The following is a 19,330-nucleotide window of genomic DNA, read 5'->3' on the forward strand; positions in this document are numbered from 1 at the left end:
CATGTCCGATGAGCCCGAAGCGCCGCGGCGAAAGAAACCGCGGCGCTTCACCGCACCCCCGCAACAGGTCAGCGAGTCGGCACTGGTCGGCGTCTTTCAGCTGCCGCACGGAGCCGGACGCCCGGCGACGCTCCCGTCCACGGATGCCGGCACAGGAGTGGAGGCAGGGACAGAAGCTGGGACGGAAGCAGCGGCAGATGCAGGGGGCGCCGCCGATGCAGCGCCTGCCACCGCCGATGCAGCGCCTGCCACCGCCCCGACACCGGCGAAACCCGGCGACAAGCGGCCGGTCCTTGACCAGCAGGCTGCGGAGGACGATCCGCGGCGCTGGGGAGATGGGGACGACAACCTCGGCGACTGGCTAAAGTCCCAGCGTCCGCCACACTGGGACTGATCACCCGCACTTCCCGCCGGCCTCACGACCTTCCCGCCGACGGCCGGCCGCCATCCAAGCGGCCTACGGGTTGACCAGCACCACCGACACCTTGCCCCGTTGCGCCGCCGTGGAGAGCTGCTCGGCACTGCCGGCCCCGGCTCCCACCACGATCAAGCCACCCTGCCCGGAGGCGGTGGAAACGCTCCATGGTTCCTGGCCGTCGGGCTGGACCTGCGCCTCGGTCCACAGGATCGGCACGGCCCGCGCCAGCACCCGCGACTCCAGCTTCGTCTCAAATCCATTGCCCTCGGTCAACACCACGTCGACGCGCTGTCCCGCGCGCACCAGGGACGCTGTTTGCTCGTCATCCAGGCGCAGCGGCACCGCGACGGATCCGGGTGCCAGTCCGGCCAGGAGCCCGGGCCCGATGACCATCGTGGGAATCACCGGCGTGCCGGCCAACAGCGGAATCGCCAGCCGGGAGCCGGCGGCCGGTGGCTGATTTCCGTAGGTGCCCTCGGGAACCAACGAGCGCGGAACCGATTCGCGGCTCAGGTCCTCTGGCCGCAACAGGGAGCCGACGGGCAGGTCCCGGCCCGCCACCAGCACATCGATGCGTTCCTCCGTTGCGGGGGCGAGTACCGCCAAGGACACCGCCAGCGAGAGCATGGCGAGCGCCGCGGCAAGGTGCCTGCGGTACTTGGCGAACAATTCCCTGCCCGAGCGGCGGGGAGCCCGGGCAGACGGAAACCGGCGCGGTACTTCGGTACGGCGAAAAAGTGACATGCATTAAGCAACGCATGGGCCCCATCCAAACGGATGAGGCCCATGACGAGGTTGTTATGCCGCCGGGTCGCGACAATCCTGTGCGAGGAAGTGCATCACGGTTCCCCGGGACCCGGGGAAATGCGGGTCGGGCGGCATTCGGCACCCAGGAGGACGGCGCCTAAGCGGAAGTCGACGCCGAGGCGGAAACCTTGCTCGGGCTGCTGCTGGCTGCCGGGCTGGCGGCCGGGGTGCTGGAGCTCGTCGTCGAGCGCGAGTCGTTGCGGTAGAACCCGGAACCCTTGAACACCACGCCGACGCTGTTGAACTTCTTGCGCAACGCGCCCTGGCATTCGGGGCAGATGGTCAGTGCCTCGTCGCTGAAGGACTGGACAACCTCCATGGCATGGCCACAGTCCTTGCAGGCATAAACATAGGTAGGCATATTGATCCTTTCGAACGGGCGATGCGTGCCTGGCCGCGGGGCCGAAGCACCTGGCGGCGCGGCCGGTCACCCGGACAAGCGACTGTTGAAGAGGGGAATGCGGGCACCGGGGGCGCCCGCCTACACCAATTCTATCGCACGTCCCGGCGGCTACTTGGTGAGGTTACGCACGCCGGAGGGCAGCGCGACGGCCTCGACGCGCTGGTCGAAGGGTTCGACGGGGAAATGGCCGGCCGGTACGAACTCGTGCTCGAAGGCGATGCTCAACAGCTTCGGGCGGCGCGCGGTGTCCGGCAGGGACTGGATGAACCGGTCGTAGTAGCCGCCACCCTGCCCCAGCCGGTCTCCGTTTTCATCCACTGCCTGCGCCGGGACCAGGATGACGTCGACCTCCGCCATCAGCTCGGGGCCGTGGCGTTCGCCCACCGGTTCATCGATGGGCCCGACGGCACTGCGGGCCATCGGGACCCCGGGGTACCAGCGGGACCACGACAGGCGCCGCAGAGGCTCGCAGATCGGGACGTAGATGGTGTAGCCGGCGGTGTGCAGTTCCACCAACAGGGAGGCGGTGGGCGGTTCGGAGCCGTAGGACAGGAAGAAGGTCAGCGTCCGACGCGGCGCGTTTTGCACCAGCCACGGGATCAGGTGGCCGGCCAGCGACGCCATCTCCGATTCGCGCAGGGCAGGTCCCATGGCACGGCGGCGGGCGCGCAACAGGTTTCGGACTTCGTCCTTGGGGTTCATCTCGCTCACATTCCACAGTCTAGCGATCCGTGCGATGCGCGAGGCTGAAACCGCGCGGCGGGGAAACCGCTTGATCCGGAAACCCGGCGACGCGGAAACCGGGCGACGCAGTAACCGGGCGACGCGGAAACAGGGGGGGAGTGCGGGAGCGCCCGGGGCAGCACCCGGCGAGGCAGGAACAACCCGAGCCACACCCCCCCAGGCGACCCGCGGTGGCCCGCGGGTCGCCAAGGGCAAGATCCCGGCAGCACGCCGTCGATCGGCACGGTCGGCACGGTCGGCACGGGTGGAATAGCTAAGATTGGTGCATGTCCGAATTTGATCGCCACTGGCCCGTCACCGTGCAGGGGCCGCGATTGCTGCTGCGCCCGCTGCGCCGCCGTGACAAGGCCGAATGGATGCATTTGCGCCGCAGCAACGACCGCTGGCTTGCCCCTTGGGACGCGACCCTGCCCGAGGGCACCGGGTACCCGGCGGACTTCGGACAGATGGTCGCCACGCAGAACCGCTCGGCGCGCCAAGGCCAGTGCCTGCCCTGGGTCATCGCCCTGCCCTCCATCCACACCAGGCGCGCCCCGATCGTCGGGCAACTGTCGGTCTCCTCGATCGTGTGGGGCGCGGCGCGCAGCGGTTCCATCGGATACTGGGTCGACGCGAAGCACGCCGGGGCCGGGATTGCGCCCGAAGCCGTCGCCATGGCGGTGGACCATTGCTTCACGGCCATGGGGCTGCACCGCATCGAAATCAACATCCGCCCGGAAAACGGCGCCAGCCTGCGCGTGGTCGAGAAGCTGGGCTTCCGCGACGAGGGCGTGCGCAAGGACTACCTGCACATCAACGGGCAGTGGGCCGACCACCGCAGCTTCGCGTTGACCGCAGCGGAAGTGCCGGAGGGCATGCTCAACCAATGGCTGGCCAGGACGCCGTAGCGAAGGCGCCCTAGCGACGACGCCGGCAATGGCAAAATGTGGCGAAATCACAAATTAGTCCAGAGTATTGCCGGACACACCGGGTTGAATGCGGCACCATCCGCCGAAGCATGCTTAATGTGGTTGACGTGGACGTTTCACATTGACAACATTTTTGGGCGACGAAGCAGGACGCCGGGGGCAGTTGCAGTGAATGGAAGCACCACAATGGAGTAAATCGGCGGCTGTAAAGCGACGCCGTGGCAATCCGCAGGAGAAATCAGTCGCCAGTCGACGGAGGAGCAACATGGCACCGGTAGCATCCAACGCTTCAGTCGCGTCACCATCGACTGGGCAGCGACCCCTGCGGATTTTTTACGACCGGGTGGCCATCGCCCTGCTCGGCTGCCTCTCCGTGCTGGCCCTGCCCATCGGCGGCGTGCTGGCCCTGGCGGGCGTGTTCTCCGGATGGGTGCCGTTGGTTGCCCTGCTTCTGGCCTTTGCAAGCTTCTCAGCGCTGCGCGGCCTGGCCGTGCGGGACAGGCGCGCCAAGCTGCTCGCCCGGCTGGAAACCACGCGGACCCGCGCCATGGAAACCGGCCGCGCCCCGAGCCCCGAACCGGCCCGCAAGACCGCAGTCGTCTTCGACGCGCAGCCGAACTCCAACAAGCGTGCCCCGCGCCTGACCGTGGAGGAATTGCGTGCCGAGGCACTGCGCATCGCCCACAAGGGTGCTGCGCTCCAGCGCCCCGAGGGCTGGGAGCCCACCGAGGTCCCCTTGCCGCAATACGTCGTGGCCAACACCGTCCAGCGTCCGGCCCCTGCCCCGCTGAAGGCAGCTGCCGAGCCGAAGGCCTCCAGCACCGCGACGCTGCGTGCCCAGGAGGCCGCCGCCCGCCTAGCCGAAGCCGCTGGGACCGAAGGCGACGGCGCCGAAGACGTGCAGAAGATTCCCGCCATCCCGGCTGCCCCGCTGACCGAGCCGGTCCAGCCTGCCCGGCCCACCGGCACCTCCGATCCCGTCGGGAAGCCGGCTGCGGAAACCACTGCCGTCCGCGCACCGCGCGCCGAGGCCACCGACCGCATCAACCTCGACGACGTCATGCAGCGTCGCCGGGCCTGAGCCGCCACACACCCCCCTTGCACCGATGAGCGCCAGCGCACCGGGCCCGGCCGACGCGGCGCAGCTTGCCGCGTTGGCCGCGGCCGTCCCCGAGCTGGTCCGCCAACTCGGCGGCAGCGTACCCATCGGCACCTGGGACCTTGAGGCCAACCGGTTGCGCATCCAGCATCGGCCCGGCGCCGGGATCAGCGCGATGTACCGCATGCCCGCGGGCACCGGATTCAACGAGCTGGGCGCCACCACCGAGAAGATCGCCGTCCCCGGCGTCGCAGCCACCACCATCGGCGCGGGCCCGCACACCCCCGGGATCACGGTCAGCGGTTGGATCCACCCCCGCGACCCCATGCTGCCCGACCTGGCCTCCGCCGCCGACCGGGTGCACGTGCAGCGGACCTGGGGCGAGGGTCAACGGCTCACGGGGCTGAAGACCGTCGCCTACCGGCCGCTGCGTCGCGCGGTGCTGCGCGCGACGTTCACCACGCTGGGACCGCTGCGCATTCCACGCACCGTCTTCCTGAAGGTGGGACGCGCCCGCGCAATCACCGGGCTGCGCCTGCGCCACGAACTGCTCGCCGGCACCGGCATCCCGGTCCCTGCCATGCTGGGCCCGCGCACCTCCGGGATCCTGGCACTGGAGGCCGGCCGCGGCGAATCGCTCGGGGCCGCCATCCGCCGGCACTCGGGAGCGGACCTTGACCCCAACGACTTCATCGGCCTGCTCGATGCGCTGCCGGCCGGCTTGATGCAGCTGGAGGCCAGGTCTGCCTGGAGCGATTCGATCCAGCGCTACCGCCAGGCGGCCACGCTGGCCCTCCCGCACCGGGCCGCGGAGCTGGAGACGCTCGCGGCGCGGATCGCTGCGCACCTTGCCGCCTCGGATCGCGGCGAATTGGTGCCGGCGCACGGGGACTACTACGACGCGAACATCCTGCTGGAAGCCGGATCGATCAGTGCGCTGCTTGACCTCGACTCGCTGGGGCCCGGGTACCGGGTCGATGACCTGGCCTGCCTGCTGGGGCACTTGGCGATCCTGCCGTCGCTGGGGGAGAAGAACCGGGAGGCCGGCCCGGCGCTGGAGCGCTTCGGCGCAGTCTTTGAACGCCACGTCGATCCCCGCGCGCTGTGGGCGAGGTCGGCCGGGGTGGCGCTGACGCTGATTGCCGGATCCCGTGGGCTCGGTGCCGACACGTGGGAGCAGGTGGCCGAGGCCCGGCTGGGGACGGTGGAGGAGCTGGTGCGACGCGCCGACGCGTTCGCCTGAGAGGATCCGCACCATCTGGGTCCACGTTTGGGTCTACGTCTGGGTCCAAATCCAGGTCCACAAGCGCCCGGGACCCGCACTCCGCAACCCGCGCGCCGGAACCGCCGGCAGGGCACCGCCCTAGTTCGGAAGGTCCTCCTAGTTCGGAAGGTCCTCGGGGATCGGCCCGCCCAGTCCCTTGTGGTGGCCGAAGACCAGCGTCGTTTCGGTGTGACCCACGGACTCGTCGGTGGCCAGATTGTCCAGCACCCAGTCGCGCAGCGCCTCGGTGGAACTCACGGCGATGTGCAGCAGGTAGTCGGTGGCGCCGGAGACATGGAACATCGAAAGGACCTCGGGCAGCCGCGGCATCTTGTCGGTGAACCTGTCGATCTGCACGCGATCGTGCACGCGCAGCTTCACCGAGATCAGCGCCTGCACGCTGCGCCCCACCGCCGGCAGGCTGACCTCCGCGTGGTAGCCGGTGAGCACCCCGCGCTCCACCAGGGCGCGGGTCCGCAACAGCGCCGTGGACGGCGCGATGCCCGTGCGCTGCGCCAGCAACGCGTTGCTGATGCGTGCGTCATTGACCAGTTCCTGAATAATCCGACGGTCAACGGCGTCAAGTTCAACCGGTTGTTGCGGAAAAGTTGAAGGTGCCATGCTGATATTCCATCACAGTTGTGGTCGATCGGGAGATTTGGACCCCGGGGAAAACCCCTGCACACCCTAAAATGGACTCATGACTACCCCCGAACCCCAGGTCCACCGCGGCTTTGACACCCGGCTTGCCGCCTACTGCGTGGTGATCCGCGAGGGAGAGATCCTGCTGGCGCTGTGGGACATGCGCGAGCGCGATGCCGGATTCGTGCCGCGCTGGACACTGCCCGGCGGCGGCGTGGAACTGGGCGAGGACATCGATGCCGGGGCCGTGCGCGAGGTCGAGGAAGAGACCGGCTACACGGTGCGCATCGATGCGCTGCTCTCCGTGGACTCGGGCCTGATCCCGGCGCACCGGCGCTACAGCGGCACCGAGTACCCCATGCAGACGGTCGCGGTCATCTATGCGGCCACGGTGACCGGCGGGGAGCTACGGCACGAGGCCAATGGCACCACCAGCCAGGCGGCCTGGTTCCGGCTCGAAGACGTCCCCGGGCTGAACCGCGTGGACCGCGTGGACGCCGCCATCGAGCTACACAGCGAACACCTGCGCAAGGAAAGCACCAGATGAGCGAAACGAACCACCCGCACCGCCTCCGCCGCGCCCGGGGGTTTGAAGCTCCGGGGCTTCGCGCGCTCGGGCTCGGCGCCGCGCTGCTGGCCCTGGCCGGGTGCACCCCGAACGCCCAGGTGCCCATCGCGCAGGAGCAGACGGAGCGTGAACTGGTGCTCGTGCAGCGGCCCGATGCCACTTCACAGGCCCTGGGCCATGCCTACAAGGACATGTTGGTCGACGCCGGGGTGTCGGCGCGCCTGGCGGAACCCGCTGCGGATCCGGTCGCGGAGGTCCTGGCCGGCCGGGCCGACGTCGCCGTGGCCGGATCCAGCGAGCTGCTCGCGGCCCTGGGCGAGGTCCCGGGTGCCAAGGACGATGGCGACGCATCCGGGGCCCCGGAGTCCCCGGCTGCACCCGGCGACCTTGACGCGGCTGCCGTCAACACCCGATTGCACGCGCTGACTCCCGAGGGCTTCGCCGTGCTGGACACCGCCGAAGCCGAGCGCACAGGGACCCTGGTCGTCACCGCCGCCACCGGCGCGGGCGAAAAGCTGGCGACCATCGACCAGCTCGGCCCGCTCTGCCCCGAGCTGGACTTCGGCATGACCCGCACGGTGCGGGCCACACTCCTGCCGGCGCTTGGCCTGAAGGCATCGTGCACCCCCCGGGCGATCGTCGAGCTCACCGATGACCAGGCGCGGGGCGTCCTGCCGGTGATCAGCGATGCGGTCCAGGTGCAGGCGACGACGCTCGCGAATTCCGGGATCCAGGACAACGCCCTGGTGGTGCTGCAGGGTTCCGCCTCGCTCTTCGCCCCGGAAGCCCTGACCCCGGTGATCACCACCGACGGGGTGGGCCAGGATGCGATCAAGGCCATCAACAAGCTCTCCGCCGCGCTGAAGCAGGAGGACCTGCAGGACATCAACCGCATGGTCTCCGGCCGCGACGCGCTGCACCCCAAGAAGGCCGCCGCCGACTGGCTGGCCGACGAATCGCTGGTCAGCGCCCCATGATGACGCGCGGGCTTCACACTCGGCCGCCCCGCGAGGTTGCCTTGCTCACAGTCCACGCCCGCTCCCGGCCCACAATGAGAAAGTAAGAGCATGCCAGAATTCAAGCAGTCCACGAAACTCCACAACGTCCTGTACGACATTCGCGGGCCGCTGCTGGAACACGCCCAGCGGATGGAGGCCGAGGGCCAGCGCATCCTCAAGCTGAACATCGGCAACCCGGCGCCCTTCGGCTTCGAGGCCCCGGACGCGATCCTGGTGGACATGATGCGCAACCTGCCCAACGCGCAGGGCTACTCGGACTCCCGCGGCATTTTCTCGGCCCGCACCGCCGTCTCGCAGTACTACCAGACCCGCGGCATCCAGACCATCGGCGTGGACGACATCTACCTGGGCAACGGCGTCTCCGAGCTGATCACGCTGAGCCTGAACGCGCTGCTGAACAACGGCGACGAGGTGCTGATCCCCGCCCCCGACTACCCGCTGTGGACGGCCTCGGTCTCGCTCGCCGGCGGCACCCCGGTGCACTACCTCAACGTCGAGGAGGAGGGCTGGCTGCCGGACCTGGAGGACATGGCCGCGAAGATCACCCCGCGCACCAAGGGCATCGTGCTGATCAACCCCAACAACCCCACCGGGGCGGTGTACCCGAAGGAAACCCTCGAGGGGGTCCTGGAGCTGGCGCGGCGGCATGGGCTCATCGTGTTCTCCGACGAGATCTACGAGAAGATCCTGTACGACGACGCGGTGCACATCAACACCGCCGCGTTGGCCGACGACGTGCTCATCCTGACCTTCTCCGGGCTGTCCAAGGCCTACCGGGTCTGCGGCTTCCGCGCCGGCTGGATGGCCATCTCCGGGCCCAAGCACCTGGCCAGCGACTACATCGAGGGCATCAACCTGCTCACCAACATGCGCCTGTGCGCCAACGTCCCGGCGCAGCACGCGATCCAGACGGCGCTGGGCGGGTACCAGTCCATCAACGACCTGATCCTGCCCGGCGGGCGGCTGAAGGAACAACGCGACGTCGCGTTCGACATGCTCAACGCGCTGCCCGGGGTCAGCTGCCAGCAGGCCAAGGGCGCGCTGTACCTCTTCCCGAAGCTGGACCGGGAAATGTACCCCATCCACAACGACGAGGCCTTCGCGCTGGAACTGCTCAAGCAGCAGAAGCTGCTGGTCTCCCACGGCACCGCGTTCAACTGGGTGGCCCCGGACCACTTCCGGCTGGTCACCCTGCCCTCGGTGCGCGACCTGCAGGACGCCATCGGCCGCATCGGCGAGTTCCTCGAGGACCTGCGCGAGGGCAAGGTCGGCGTCTAGGGAGGCGCCGACCCCCGCCTGCACTGGCCCCCGGCCTGCGCCGACCCCCCGCCTGCGCTGGCCCCCCGCCTGCGCTGGCCACCCCTGCCGCGCCGGCCACTCCTGCCGCGCAGGTGGCGACGCAGGTCATTGGCGCAGGTCATTGACGGGATGGCGCCACCCGGTGTCGTACGCTGAAAGCCCGGCCCCCCATCCCGAAAGCGGCACGCATGAGCAAGAAGACCAAGATCGCGGTTCCCTCCGTTCCCTTCGACGAACCCGCGCACCGGTTGTTCGCGGCCGGTGCGGATTTCCGGTTGGCCGATGTCGACCCGACCGCGAAGCCGGGCTACCTCGGCGACAAGAAGACCGGCGCCGTGGACCTGGCGGGCGTCGGCGCGGCGCTGGGCGACTTGCAGGAGCGGTTCTTCGCCGCCTCGCGGGCAGGTGCCCCGCACAAGATCCTGCTGGTGCTCCAGGGGATGGACACCTCGGGCAAGGGCGGGATCGTGCGCCACGTCGTGGGGACCGTCGATCCGCAGGGCGTCAGCCACCACGCCTTCAAGGCACCCACCGCCGCCGAGGCCAAGCGCGATTTCCTCTGGCGCATCGCGCGCCAACTGCCCAAGAGCGGGTACATCGGGGTCTTTGACCGCTCGCACTACGAGGACGTGCTGATCCACAAGGTCAGGGGGCTTTCGCCGGCGGAGGAGATCGAGCGCCGCTACGGCGCCATCAACGATTTCGAGCAGAACCTGGCGGACAAGAACACCACGATCATCAAGGTCATGCTGCACATCTCCAAGGACGAGCAGCGCGCGCGCCTGTCCGAACGCCTGGAGCGCGAAGACAAGCACTGGAAGTTCAACCCCGGGGACATCGACGAGCGCGCGTACTGGGATGACTACATGGGCGCCTACGAGGCCGCCATCCAGCGCACTGACACCGCCGCGGCGCCGTGGTTCGTCGTCCCGGCGGACAGGAAATGGTACGCCCGGCTGGCGGTGGCCACGCTGTTGCGCGAGGCACTGGAGGCCATCGACCCGCAGTGGCCGGCAGCAGACTTCGACGTCGACGAGCAGCGCCGCCGGCTGGCCGCTTCCTAGGCTGCCGCGTCGGGACCCTGCCGCGTCGGGACCTGCCGACCGGGGAAGTGCAGCAAAACCTACTGGGCGCACCCCGGCGACCTCATTCGGGGGAGTGCGCTCCGTTGTCCTTGCGCGCGGCGTCCAGGCGCGCGGTGGCACCCTGCAGCCAGGCCTCGCAGCGTGCTGCCAGCGCCTCGCCGCGTTCCCACAGGGCCAGGGACTGTTCCAGGGTGGCGGCACCGGCCTCGAGCTGCGCGACGACGGCCACGAGTTCCTCGCGCGCCTGCTCGTAGCTCAGCGCGGCGATGTCGTTGGTTGCTGCTTCGGGGTTCATGGGGTGTTTCCTTCTTCCGGGGTGTGGCTGTGGGTGACGGTGGCGGCGAGCCGCCCGCGGGCCAGGCGCACCTGGACCTCGCTGCCGGTCGGGGCCTGCGCGGCGGAGCGGACAATGTCCCCGGATTCCAGTTGGATGACCGCATAGCCGCGGTCAAGGGTCTGCTGCGGGGACAGGGCGCGGACCTGGGCGCGCAGGTGCGCAATGGAATCGTGTCCGCGGGCCAGCGAGGCGCGCATGGCCAGGGTGCTGCGTTGGCCCAGCCGCACGACGTCCTCGCGCCGTCCCTGCACCATGGATTCCGGAGTGGACAGCACCGGGCGTGCCCGTAGCGAGGCGATGCGCTGGGTCTCGCGTTCCACGTTGGCGCGCACCGCGCGGTCCAGCCGGCTTCGGGCCTGGGCCAGGTTGGCCAGCTCCTCGGCGAGGTCGGGCACCACGCGCTTGGCGGCGTCGGTGGGGGTGGAGGCGCGCACGTCGGCCACGTCGTCAAGGATCGGACGGTCGGCCTCGTGCCCGATGGCGGAGATCACGGGGGTCGTGCAGGCGGCGACGGCGCGCACCAGGTCCTCGGAGCTGAAGGGCAGCAGGTCCTCCAGTGCGCCGCCGCCGCGGGCGATGATGATCACCTCGACGTCGGGGTTGGCGTCCAGCTCGCGCAGCGCGGCGGTGACCTCCGCGACGGCGTTGACGCCCTGGACAGCGGTGTTGCGGATGTCGAATTGGACGGCGGGCCAGCGCAGCGTGGCATTGCGCACCACGTCCTTCTCCGCGTCCGAGTCGCGCCCGGTGACCAGCCCGATGCGGCCGGGCAGCAGCGGCAACGGCTGCTTGCGCGCGGGGTCGAAGAGGCCCTCGTCGAAGAGCGCGCGGCGCAGGCGCTCCAGGCGGGCCAGCAGGTCGCCGAGCCCCACGGGGCGCAGATCCGAGGCGTTGAGCGAGAGCCGGCCGGTCTTGGCGTAGAAGCTGGGCTTCACCCGCGCCACCACGCGGGAGCCGACCTCCGGGGGCGTGTCCAGCGAGCGCATCACCGAGGCCCACACGGTCACCGAGAACGAGTAGTCGACATCCACGTCGCGCAGCGTCAGGTAGGCGTGGCCGTTGCGGACATTCGCCTCCAGCAGCTGGGCCTCCACCCAGGACTCGGGGGAGTTCTCGATGTGCTGCTTGAGCTTTTCGCTCAGCACCCGCAGCGGCCAGGGGTTCTGCGGGGTGGTCGCCGCGGCGGTGCGCGGCAGCGAACCTTGTGCTTCTTGTGCTTGCTCCACGTGGGTGCGCGCCTTCCTTGGTGCTGGATTTCGAAACTACACCAACTCCCATTGATACCAGTAACGTGGGACAAAACGCTGCCGCCGGGCACACGCGCCCCCGCCCCGGCGCCGAACCAGCAGGAGCAACGTGAGAATCGCAACAGCCGCCCGCAACATCCTCGCCATCGTCCTGCTGATGCTCGCCGTACTGCTGGGCGCCGGGTCGCTGCTCGGGTCCGCGGCCACCACCGTGGTTCACACCCCGGAACCGCTCCAACGCATCCTGGGCCCGCTGGCCACCGACCCCCAGCTGCGCCAGGTGCTGCCCGATGAAATCGGCGCCGCGTTGGAGGAGCGGATCACCGGGGGCGCCGCGGTGCCCCCGCAGTTGGCCGGCCCGCTGCACAACGCCGTCGCCACCGCCGGTGCAGCGATGCTCGACGACCCTGGATTCCCCGCCGCGTGGGAACAGACCATCGAAGAGGCCAGGGCCGACTTCACCGCCCGCATGGCCGAAGCGAAGGGCACCGAGCAGGTCACGCTGCGCCTTGACCTGGCCCCGCTGCTGGGCAGCGGCTGGGGCACGCTGCAAGCATCCCTCGAGGGCTCGGTGCTCGGCGCCCTGCTGCCCACCGAGGTCCCGATGCCGCCGGCGGTCCTGGAGACCGGCTGGCCCGACGCCCAACAGCTGCCAACCCCAACCCTGAACACCTGGCTGGCCGTGGCGCGCGGCTGGCCCTGGCTGTTGGCCGGGGCAGTGGTTGCGGCGGCGGCCGGGTTGCTGCTGGCCACCAGGGGCGGGCGGCCATGGGCGGTGTTTGCCGCCGGGTGCACGGCCCTGGCACTGGGCGGCGCTGCGCGCCTGTGGTTCGCCGTCCTCGGACCGGTCATCGCCCCGGCGCAGGGAGCCGGCGTGGAGAGCTTGGTCACCGGCAGGTTGCTGGGCGCACTGGAGGAAGAGGTCGGGAGATTCGCCGCGATCCTTGGCGGCGGCGGCATCGTGCTGGTGATCGCGGGAATCGGGTGGGCCATCGTGGCCGGCCTGGCCGCGCATCGGGCCCCGCGCCGCGGCTAGGCCGGTGGCTGAATCCACACCCCCGAATTTGCCCGCCCCAGTAGACTTGGACCCATGGCTACCAGTTCCACCGTTCAGGTCTCCCTTCCGATGCCCAAGATCCCGCGAACCCGTCGCACACCGGCCGACATCGCCGCCGCAGCACCGGTGGCGGGACAGCGCAATGTGCTCCTGGCTGCCCCGCGCGGCTACTGCGCCGGCGTCGACCGAGCCGTCATCGCGGTGGAAAAGGCGTTGGAGCACTACGGCGCGCCGGTCTACGTGCGCAAGCAGATCGTGCACAACCTGCACGTGGTCTCCACCCTTGAGGCGCGCGGCGCCATCTTCGTGGAGGAAAACGAGGAGGTGCCCGAGGGCGCACTGGTCGTCTTCTCCGCCCACGGCGTTTCCCCGGCAGTGGTGCAGTCCGCCGCGGACCGCAACCTGCGCACCATCGACGCCACCTGCCCGCTGGTCACCAAGGTCCACAAGGAAGCCGTCCGCTTCGCCAAGGACGACTACGAGATCCTGCTGATCGGACACGAAGGCCACGAAGAGGTCGAGGGCACCTACGGCGAGGCGCCGGAGCACACGCAGATCGTGAACAACCCCGACGAGGCCGACACCATCGAGGTCAAGAACCCCGACAAGCTCATCTGGCTCTCGCAGACCACCCTGAGCGTGGACGAAACCATGGAGACCGTGCGACGCCTGCGCGCCCGCTTCCCCAACCTGCAGGATCCGCCCAGCGACGACATCTGCTACGCGACGACCAACCGCCAGGCAGCGATCAAGGCAGTGGCCCCGCAGAGCGAACTGGTCATCGTCGTCGGTTCCTCGAACTCGTCGAACTCGGTGCGCCTGGTCGAGGTGGCCCTGGAATACGGGGCGAAGGCCGCCTACCGCGTGGACTACGCCTCGGAGGTCGACGAGACCTGGTTCGAGGGCGTGGCGACCGTCGGGGTGACCTCCGGCGCCTCGGTGCCCGAGGTCCTGGTGCGCGATGTGCTGGCCCTGCTGGCCGAGTACGGCTATGGCACCGTCGAGGAAGTCACCACGGCTCAGGAAGACATCCTCTTCTCGCTGCCCAAGGAGATCCGCGCCAAGCTCAAGGAGGCCGGCGACGACTCCCGCGGTCCGGGCGGCCGCATCACCAAGTCGGACATCAGCAGCTAGCTTCCCGCACGGCTCCCGCAAGAGGGCCGTACCCGGACTCGTGGCGCGGAACCCCCACCTCCAGTGGCGGGGGTTCCGCGCCACGGCTTTAACCATCACAGCTGCCTCACCAGCACGGCCGTCAACCAGCACGGTCGTCAACCAGCACGGTCGTCAACCAGCACGGCCGTCAACCAGCACGGCCGTCAACCAGCACGGCCGTCAACCAGCACGGTCGCCTCCGCGCCTTCCGACGTGTCCCCACGCGCGCAGGCAGTTGCGGATCCCCGCCGGCCGGGCGCGCTCAGTCCCGCGCGTCTCGCCGGGTCAACGGCAGCACACCGGATGCAGCAGTCCCGAGCGCATCGGCGTCGGCCGCATCGAGCAGCTCACCGGCTCCGAGCGCCCGCGGTGTCGCCTCGATGACCGGGAGGCCGTGCAGCGCCGCGGCCGGATCGTGTTCGGAACCGAGCCCCGGATCCAGGTCCCTGATGCGCCGGGCGCTGGGCAGGACCCGGGATTCCAGGGCGCCGACGAACGCGTTGTACTTCTCCACGCTGCCGCGCAGCGAAGCACCCAGCTTCGACACGTGCCCGCCCATGGTCCCGAGCCGTTCGTACAGCTCACGGGCCTGCACAAACAGTTCGCGCGCGTTCTGGGTCAATAGCTCCTGCCGCCACGCGAACGCCAGCCCCTTGAGCATGGCCAGCAACGTCGCGGGGGACGCCAAGGCGACGTTCTTGCCGAAGGCATGGTCCAGCAGCGCCGGATCTGCTCCCAGCGCGTCGGCAAGGAAGGATTCGGCCGGCAGGAAACACACCACCAGCTCGGGGCTGCCGTCCACGGCATTCCAGTAGGACTTGGCGGCCAGGGCGTCGACGTGCCGACGAAGCGCCTTGGAATGCTCCTGCATCTGCTCCCTGGCCCTGGCGCGCGAGGCGGCATCCGAGGCCGCCGAGAGCTCCTGGGCCTTCAGGTAGGCAGCCAGCGGGACCTTGGAGTCCAGCACAATCATCTTGTTCCCCGGCAGCCGAACCACCATATCGGGACGCAGTCCCTCGGAAGTGCGCAGTTGTTCGCTGAAGTCGACGTGGGCCAACATGCCGGCAGCCTCGACGACCCGGCGCAATTGCAGCTCGCCCCACGTGCCGCGTGCGGCATTGTTGCCCAGCGCGGCGGCCAGCGAACCGGTGGTGCGCAAGAGCTCGGAGTCGTTGTGGGCGGCCTGCACCAGCTGCTCGCTGAGCTGGCCGAATTGCTCCACCCGGTCCCGCTCCAGCGTCGAGACCTGCGCGCCTACCCGGCGCAGTTGTTCGGCGACCGGCGCCAGGGCCTGGAGCACCGACTGGTCATGGCTCCCACGCACACGGTCCTCGGTGACCCGCTCGCGCAATTCCGCCACCTGGGCCTGGGCCCCTGCCAACAGCTGCGCGGTTTGTGCCAGCTCATCGCGCTCAACCACGGCCTGCGCACGTGCGGCAGCGAGCGGTGCACGGTTCCCGTACCACCACGCGCCGACACCCAAAATGAATCCCACGACCAGCGAGCAAAGGGCCGCAACCCACACCAAAGCATCCATGACACAAACCATGCCAGCACCCACCGACGGTTTTGGACGGTAGACTCTATTCCCGTGGCTCTTACAATCGGAATCGTCGGACTGCCCAATGTCGGCAAGTCAACAATGTTCAATGCTCTTACCCGCGCGCAGGTCCTCGCGGCCAACTACCCGTTCGCGACCATCGAACCCAACGTGGGTGTCGTGCCGTTGCCCGATGCGCGCCTGAAGGTGCTCGCCGGGATCTTTGGCTCCGAGCGCATCCTTCCGGCAACCGTGTCCTTCGTGGACATCGCCGGCATCGTCAAGGGTGCCTCCGAGGGTGAAGGCCTGGGCAACAAGTTCCTGGCCAACATCCGCGAAGCCGAGGCCATCTGCCAGGTGACGCGCGCGTTCTCGGACCCCGACGTGATCCACGTCGACGGCAAGGTCGATCCGGCCTCGGACATCGAGACGATCGCCACCGAGCTGATCCTCGCCGACATGCAGACCATCGAGAACCAAATGCCGCGCCTCGAGAAGGAACTGCGCGCCAAGAAGATCGAGGCCTCCTTCATCGAGACGGTCAAGGCCGCGCAGAAGGTCCTTGAAGAGGGCAAGACGCTTTACTCCGCCGGCAAGGCCGCCGGAATCGACATCGACGAGCTGGCCCCGCTGCAGCTGATGACCACCAAGCCGTTCATCTACGTGTTCAACACCGACGAAGAGGGCCTGGCCAACACCGAAATGCAGGCCGAGCTGTCCGCCCTGGTCGCCCCGGCCGAGGCCATCTTCCTTGATGCGCAGTTTGAGTCCGAACTGGCCGAGCTGACCGAGGAAGAGGCCGAGGAAATGCTGGAGGACGCCGGCTACACCGAGTCCGGCCTGGACAAACTCGCCCGGGTGGGCTTCGACACCCTGGGACTGCAGACCTACCTGACCGCAGGTCCGAAGGAAACCCGTGCCTGGACCATCGCCAAGGGTGCCACCGCACCGGAGGCAGCCGGCGTGATCCACACCGACTTCCAGCGCGGCTTCATCAAGGCCGAGGTCTTCGGTTTCGAGGAATTGGTCGAGGCCGGATCCGTCGCTGCGGCCAAGTCCGCCGGCAAGGCACGCATCGAAGGCAAGGAATACATCATGAAGGACGGCGACGTCGTGGAATTCCGCTTCAACGTCTAGGAGCTCGTGTTTCTGATGCGGCCCCACTTGTTTCGACAAGCGGGGCCGTTTCTGCGTTTGCCCGAGAACAACGGATGCCCGGTGGCTCTTCACATTCCGCCGGGGGAACCGCGCCCGTTGGAAGCATTGGTATGGAGGCAGTTCGGCAACTTGATCGGCTTCGCCGCTCGCCGGCCAGTAGCCGTCTCTTAGAACAGCGGCCAGGGTACCGCCGACATCTCACCACTCGGAGCCGGAAACCGACCTGCCGAGCGCAACCGGTCGCAGCGCGCGGCGAGCGATGCGATTTCTTCGGCGCTGAGCAAGTCCGCCAGGTTTCGGCCCAGATCCCCGTGCAGTCCTTCGCTGACGCGATCTATGCCGTCTACTTCGTCGGCGGTCAGGGCGTCTCCCAGCCATCCCCACAGCACCGTGCGCAGCTTGTGGTCACGGTGAAAGGTGAGCCCGTGGTCCACGCCGTGCCGGTGTCCGTCAGTCATGGCAAGGATGTGGTCGCCTTTGCGGTCGGCGTTGTTGACGATGACGTCGAACACCGCCATGCGTCTGAGCGCCGGCGAGTCTTCGTGAACGAGGGCGACCATCCGTCCGTCCTCATCTCGTCCCTGGAGAACGTGTTTCCAACCAGTCTCCGGCATTTGGTCCGCCGCGATCAGGTTCACGGCGTTTTGGGCGGGATCCTGCTCCTGCCAGAGCTGCACCATTCCTTCGCCCAGCGGACCATCGCGCAGCCAGGTGTGGGGCACGACGCCCCAGCCGAAGGCCTGAGAGACCAGGTAGGCGGCCACCTCCCGGTGGGCAAGCGTTCCCCGGGGAAAATCCCACAGCGGACTTTCGCCTGCCATCGGCTTATAGACGACCGCCACGTCGCCGATGCTGCCGAGAAACGTGGCGTTTGAAGCCGTCGTGATACGGCCGGTGAGCGTCAGCTCGGCGGCCACTAGGTCAGGTGTTGGCATCAGACTTCGGGAAGGGTGCAGGTGTGTCCATCAGCGTCCACGGGATATCCGCAGAGCGGGCACATGGGACGCCCAGCACCCACGATCTCGCGGGTGCGCTTGGCGAATGCGCGGGCGGTGCCGACCGGCATTCGCACGCGCAGCATTTCGGTCTCGTTGCCCCCGTCCTCCTGAAGCGCTTCGTCGTTGTCATCGGCATCGGGACCGTCATCGGTGATGGGGTGGGCCTCAATGACGATCTGGGCCGTGGTTGGGTCCCATCCCAAGCTCATGGCCCCGGTGCGAAACTGCTCCGCAACGGCCTCGAGCGGGTCGTTGTCGACAAGTTCAACGGGAGTACCCGTGGGAACGCTGAAGCGGTTGCCCTCGACGGTGATGAGCTGGTCGAGAATTTCGTCGATCTTCTCCGCGAGCAATGCGGACTGCTGTTTCTCCATGGCAATACTCACGACCTGCTTCCGTGCGCGCACCTGCAGGTAGAACGTACGCGCCCCCGGCACGCCAATGGCGCCAACGACGACCCGATCAGGCCAGAAAAAATCGTGAACACTTGTGGGCATATCAGTCATTCTAGGCCCATGAGCCTCATGGCGCCTTGTGCCCTGCGCCGCCGCCCACCGGCGCATCGCCAGAGCGGATGCCGTTCGACAACCATGACAGATCACCCGCATCGGTGTTTGTCGCGTAGACACTCGGCCGACTAGCGCCGTAGCGCACGATCGATATGGAGGCGGGACCCACGTTGATACGCTGAAACAGGTCAAGGTGCATGCCGAGCGCGTCAGCAAGGATCGACTTGATGATGTCACCGTGACTCACTGCCGCCCACACGGCCCCTGGCCCGTGCTCGGCTTCGAATGCTGCATCGTGGCGTCGAATCGCTGCCACTGACCTGGCCTGCATCGCGGCCAGGGATTCACCGCCCGGAAAGACGACGGAGGACGGCTGCGACTGGACAGCCGGCCACAAATCCTCGGTCTCGAGATCACTGAGCATACGGCCCTGCCACTGGCCGTAGTCGCACTCTGTGAGATCGAGGTCGACTGGCGCGTACGGCTCGCCGGTCTGGCGATCAAGGATGAACTGGGCGGTCTGCCGACAACGCTCAAGAGGGCTCGACACCACCCCAACCAATGGCACGGGTGCGAGCCGTTCTCCGGTCAGGGTCGCCTGGTCCCGCCCGATCTGGTCCAAGCCGACGCCGACTGCCCGACCTGCCAGCAGTCCGGTCGCGTTGGCGGTGGAGCGGCCGTGCCGCACGAGAATAACTGTCGCCATTTACCCAGCCTATCCACCCGCCGTCGACGAACCCAGCCCAGAAGCAGAGTGTCACCAACTTGGTGGCCAGCTGCAGCTATTCCGTTCAGATGTAGGCCCTTGATGTCGTCACGTTTTCGCGCGTCCTGCGCCAAGGTATCTCGCGACCTCGGGATCCGAGTCGAGCTCCGAAAACGTTGATCAGTTTTTCGGCCGGTGGGTAACACTGCGGGGAGGGGGCCCAGCATTCGGAACTTCAACAATTTCGGGGATACTGCTCCATTGCAGTAAGGCCGCACGCGGGCGTGGCAATTGACCTGCCCGTGCATTGAGTGCCTCGGTCCATGTGGAGCTTTCCACGGAACGGAGCAGGTTTATTGCGGGCGTG

Annotated in this window: 21 protein-coding genes; 11 read left to right on the forward strand and 10 right to left on the reverse strand. The window is 68.3% G+C overall.

All coding sequences use genetic code 11. The features are described from left to right. The first annotated feature begins 1 nt into the window (after position 1). On the forward strand, positions 2-394 hold the full coding sequence (locus tag OIU93_RS15160) for a hypothetical protein (protein WP_264270897.1): 393 nt from the start codon (positions 2-4) through the stop codon (positions 392-394). Between the two features lie 63 nt (positions 395-457). On the opposite strand, the gene cpaB is transcribed toward OIU93_RS15160, so the two are convergent. The 3 genes from cpaB to OIU93_RS15175 form a co-directional block, all read right to left on the reverse strand. Then, on the reverse strand, positions 458-1,162 hold the full coding sequence (gene cpaB / locus OIU93_RS15165; RefSeq protein WP_264270898.1) for a Flp pilus assembly protein CpaB: 705 nt from the start codon (positions 1,160-1,162) through the stop codon (positions 458-460). A 160-nt stretch (positions 1,163-1,322) separates the two neighbouring features. Then, positions 1,323-1,586: an FmdB family zinc ribbon protein gene (locus OIU93_RS15170; protein WP_264270899.1), complete on the reverse strand. Its 264-nt coding sequence runs from the start codon at positions 1,584-1,586 to the stop codon at positions 1,323-1,325. A 150-nt stretch (positions 1,587-1,736) separates the two neighbouring features. Continuing rightward, positions 1,737-2,330 carry a 5-formyltetrahydrofolate cyclo-ligase gene (locus OIU93_RS15175; protein WP_264270965.1) on the reverse strand — a complete coding sequence of 198 codons (594 nt, stop codon included), beginning with the start codon at positions 2,328-2,330 and terminating at the stop codon, positions 1,737-1,739. Between the two features lie 308 nt (positions 2,331-2,638). On the opposite strand from OIU93_RS15175, the gene OIU93_RS15180 reads away from it, so the two are divergent. The 3 genes from OIU93_RS15180 (at position 2,639) to OIU93_RS15190 (ending at position 5,622) form a co-directional block, all read left to right on the forward strand. Continuing rightward, positions 2,639-3,259, forward strand: a complete 621-nt coding sequence (locus OIU93_RS15180) for a GNAT family N-acetyltransferase (protein WP_264270900.1) — start codon at positions 2,639-2,641, stop codon at positions 3,257-3,259. A 286-nt stretch (positions 3,260-3,545) separates the two neighbouring features. Beyond that, a complete protein-coding gene (locus OIU93_RS15185) occupies positions 3,546-4,361 on the forward strand; it encodes a hypothetical protein (RefSeq protein ID WP_264270901.1) in 816 nt (271 codons plus the stop codon). Positions 4,362-4,386: 25 nt separating this feature from the next. Then, complete coding sequence (locus tag OIU93_RS15190) at positions 4,387-5,622, forward strand: aminoglycoside phosphotransferase family protein (RefSeq protein WP_264270902.1); 1,236 nt, start codon at positions 4,387-4,389, stop codon at positions 5,620-5,622. 138 nt (positions 5,623-5,760) lie between these two features. Here the strand turns inward: OIU93_RS15190 and OIU93_RS15195 are convergent, their stop codons facing one another. Further along, positions 5,761-6,264 (reverse strand): Lrp/AsnC family transcriptional regulator, encoded by a 504-nt coding sequence (locus OIU93_RS15195; RefSeq protein ID WP_264270903.1) that lies wholly within the window; start codon positions 6,262-6,264, stop codon positions 5,761-5,763. A gap of 79 nt (positions 6,265-6,343) precedes the next feature. On the opposite strand from OIU93_RS15195, the gene OIU93_RS15200 reads away from it, so the two are divergent. The 4 genes from OIU93_RS15200 (at position 6,344) to OIU93_RS15215 (ending at position 10,235) form a co-directional block, all read left to right on the forward strand. Next, complete coding sequence (locus OIU93_RS15200) at positions 6,344-6,832, forward strand: NUDIX hydrolase (protein ID WP_264270904.1); 489 nt, start codon at positions 6,344-6,346, stop codon at positions 6,830-6,832. After that, positions 6,829-7,830, forward strand: a complete 1,002-nt coding sequence (locus OIU93_RS15205) for a glycine betaine ABC transporter substrate-binding protein (RefSeq protein WP_264270905.1) — start codon at positions 6,829-6,831, stop codon at positions 7,828-7,830. The genes OIU93_RS15200 and OIU93_RS15205 overlap by 4 nt, the downstream gene beginning before the upstream one ends. 90 nt (positions 7,831-7,920) lie before the next feature. Beyond that, on the forward strand, positions 7,921-9,150 hold the full coding sequence (locus OIU93_RS15210) for a pyridoxal phosphate-dependent aminotransferase (RefSeq protein WP_264270906.1): 1,230 nt from the start codon (positions 7,921-7,923) through the stop codon (positions 9,148-9,150). Positions 9,151-9,359: 209 nt separating this feature from the next. Continuing rightward, on the forward strand, positions 9,360-10,235 hold the full coding sequence (locus OIU93_RS15215) for a PPK2 family polyphosphate kinase (RefSeq protein WP_264270907.1): 876 nt from the start codon (positions 9,360-9,362) through the stop codon (positions 10,233-10,235). 82 nt (positions 10,236-10,317) lie between these two features. On the opposite strand, the gene OIU93_RS15220 is transcribed toward OIU93_RS15215, so the two are convergent. Next, complete coding sequence (locus OIU93_RS15220; protein ID WP_264270908.1) at positions 10,318-10,551, reverse strand: exodeoxyribonuclease VII small subunit; 234 nt, start codon at positions 10,549-10,551, stop codon at positions 10,318-10,320. Continuing rightward, positions 10,548-11,819 (reverse strand): exodeoxyribonuclease VII large subunit, encoded by a 1,272-nt coding sequence (xseA, locus tag OIU93_RS15225; RefSeq protein ID WP_264270909.1) that lies wholly within the window; start codon positions 11,817-11,819, stop codon positions 10,548-10,550. The genes OIU93_RS15220 and xseA overlap by 4 nt, the downstream gene beginning before the upstream one ends. A 130-nt stretch (positions 11,820-11,949) precedes the next feature. Between xseA and OIU93_RS15230 the strand changes: the two genes are divergently transcribed. Next, complete coding sequence (locus OIU93_RS15230; protein WP_264270910.1) at positions 11,950-12,876, forward strand: hypothetical protein; 927 nt, start codon at positions 11,950-11,952, stop codon at positions 12,874-12,876. Between the two features lie 54 nt (positions 12,877-12,930). Next, on the forward strand, positions 12,931-14,031 hold the full coding sequence (locus tag OIU93_RS15235; RefSeq protein WP_264270911.1) for a 4-hydroxy-3-methylbut-2-enyl diphosphate reductase: 1,101 nt from the start codon (positions 12,931-12,933) through the stop codon (positions 14,029-14,031). A gap of 283 nt (positions 14,032-14,314) precedes the next feature. Here OIU93_RS15235 and OIU93_RS15240 read toward each other — a convergent pair whose 3' ends face one another. Further along, on the reverse strand, positions 14,315-15,589 hold the full coding sequence (locus OIU93_RS15240) for a DNA recombination protein RmuC (RefSeq protein ID WP_264270912.1): 1,275 nt from the start codon (positions 15,587-15,589) through the stop codon (positions 14,315-14,317). 54 nt (positions 15,590-15,643) lie between these two features. Here OIU93_RS15240 and ychF point away from each other — a divergent pair, with 54 nt between their 5' ends. Beyond that, entirely contained in the window at positions 15,644-16,729 is a 1,086-nt protein-coding gene (ychF, locus tag OIU93_RS15245) for a redox-regulated ATPase YchF (RefSeq protein ID WP_264270913.1), read from the forward strand. 188 nt (positions 16,730-16,917) lie between these two features. Here the strand turns inward: ychF and OIU93_RS15250 are convergent, their stop codons facing one another. The 3 genes from OIU93_RS15250 to OIU93_RS15260 are packed head-to-tail and all read right to left on the reverse strand — an operon-like array spanning position 16,918 to position 18,963. Further along, positions 16,918-17,685 carry an SCO1664 family protein gene (locus OIU93_RS15250; protein ID WP_264270914.1) on the reverse strand — a complete coding sequence of 256 codons (768 nt, stop codon included), beginning with the start codon at positions 17,683-17,685 and terminating at the stop codon, positions 16,918-16,920. Continuing rightward, positions 17,685-18,245, reverse strand: a complete 561-nt coding sequence (locus OIU93_RS15255; RefSeq protein ID WP_264270915.1) for a DUF3090 domain-containing protein — start codon at positions 18,243-18,245, stop codon at positions 17,685-17,687. The genes OIU93_RS15250 and OIU93_RS15255 overlap by 1 nt, the downstream gene beginning before the upstream one ends. A gap of 25 nt (positions 18,246-18,270) precedes the next feature. Continuing rightward, complete coding sequence (locus OIU93_RS15260) at positions 18,271-18,963, reverse strand: histidine phosphatase family protein (protein WP_264270916.1); 693 nt, start codon at positions 18,961-18,963, stop codon at positions 18,271-18,273. Positions 18,964-19,330 lie beyond the last annotated feature (367 nt).

This window comes from Paeniglutamicibacter sp. ZC-3 (genome assembly GCF_025847175.2).
In the GTDB taxonomy this organism is placed as follows: domain Bacteria; phylum Actinomycetota; class Actinomycetes; order Actinomycetales; family Micrococcaceae; genus Paeniglutamicibacter; species Paeniglutamicibacter sulfureus.

What these genes read in the sequence shown, in the direction of transcription:
- OIU93_RS15160 (WP_264270897.1), top strand. Translation starts at nt 2, where the DNA reads ATGTCCGATGAGCCCGAAGCGCCGCGGCGAAAGAAACCGCGGCGCTTC.
- cpaB (WP_264270898.1), bottom strand. Translation starts at nt 1,162, where the DNA reads ATGTCACTTTTTCGCCGTACCGAAGTACCGCGCCGGTTTCCGTCTGCC.
- OIU93_RS15170 (WP_264270899.1), bottom strand. Translation starts at nt 1,586, where the DNA reads ATGCCTACCTATGTTTATGCCTGCAAGGACTGTGGCCATGCCATGGAG.
- OIU93_RS15175 (WP_264270965.1), bottom strand. Translation starts at nt 2,330, where the DNA reads ATGAACCCCAAGGACGAAGTCCGAAACCTGTTGCGCGCCCGCCGCCGT.
- OIU93_RS15180 (WP_264270900.1), top strand. Translation starts at nt 2,639, where the DNA reads ATGTCCGAATTTGATCGCCACTGGCCCGTCACCGTGCAGGGGCCGCGA.
- OIU93_RS15185 (WP_264270901.1), top strand. Translation starts at nt 3,546, where the DNA reads ATGGCACCGGTAGCATCCAACGCTTCAGTCGCGTCACCATCGACTGGG.
- OIU93_RS15190 (WP_264270902.1), top strand. Translation starts at nt 4,387, where the DNA reads ATGAGCGCCAGCGCACCGGGCCCGGCCGACGCGGCGCAGCTTGCCGCG.
- OIU93_RS15195 (WP_264270903.1), bottom strand. Translation starts at nt 6,264, where the DNA reads ATGGCACCTTCAACTTTTCCGCAACAACCGGTTGAACTTGACGCCGTT.
- OIU93_RS15200 (WP_264270904.1), top strand. Translation starts at nt 6,344, where the DNA reads ATGACTACCCCCGAACCCCAGGTCCACCGCGGCTTTGACACCCGGCTT.
- OIU93_RS15205 (WP_264270905.1), top strand. Translation starts at nt 6,829, where the DNA reads ATGAGCGAAACGAACCACCCGCACCGCCTCCGCCGCGCCCGGGGGTTT.
- OIU93_RS15210 (WP_264270906.1), top strand. Translation starts at nt 7,921, where the DNA reads ATGCCAGAATTCAAGCAGTCCACGAAACTCCACAACGTCCTGTACGAC.
- OIU93_RS15215 (WP_264270907.1), top strand. Translation starts at nt 9,360, where the DNA reads ATGAGCAAGAAGACCAAGATCGCGGTTCCCTCCGTTCCCTTCGACGAA.
- OIU93_RS15220 (WP_264270908.1), bottom strand. Translation starts at nt 10,551, where the DNA reads ATGAACCCCGAAGCAGCAACCAACGACATCGCCGCGCTGAGCTACGAG.
- OIU93_RS15235 (WP_264270911.1), top strand. Translation starts at nt 12,931, where the DNA reads ATGGCTACCAGTTCCACCGTTCAGGTCTCCCTTCCGATGCCCAAGATC.
- OIU93_RS15240 (WP_264270912.1), bottom strand. Translation starts at nt 15,589, where the DNA reads ATGGATGCTTTGGTGTGGGTTGCGGCCCTTTGCTCGCTGGTCGTGGGA.
- OIU93_RS15250 (WP_264270914.1), bottom strand. Translation starts at nt 17,685, where the DNA reads ATGCCAACACCTGACCTAGTGGCCGCCGAGCTGACGCTCACCGGCCGT.
- OIU93_RS15255 (WP_264270915.1), bottom strand. Translation starts at nt 18,245, where the DNA reads ATGCCCACAAGTGTTCACGATTTTTTCTGGCCTGATCGGGTCGTCGTT.
- OIU93_RS15260 (WP_264270916.1), bottom strand. Translation starts at nt 18,963, where the DNA reads ATGGCGACAGTTATTCTCGTGCGGCACGGCCGCTCCACCGCCAACGCG.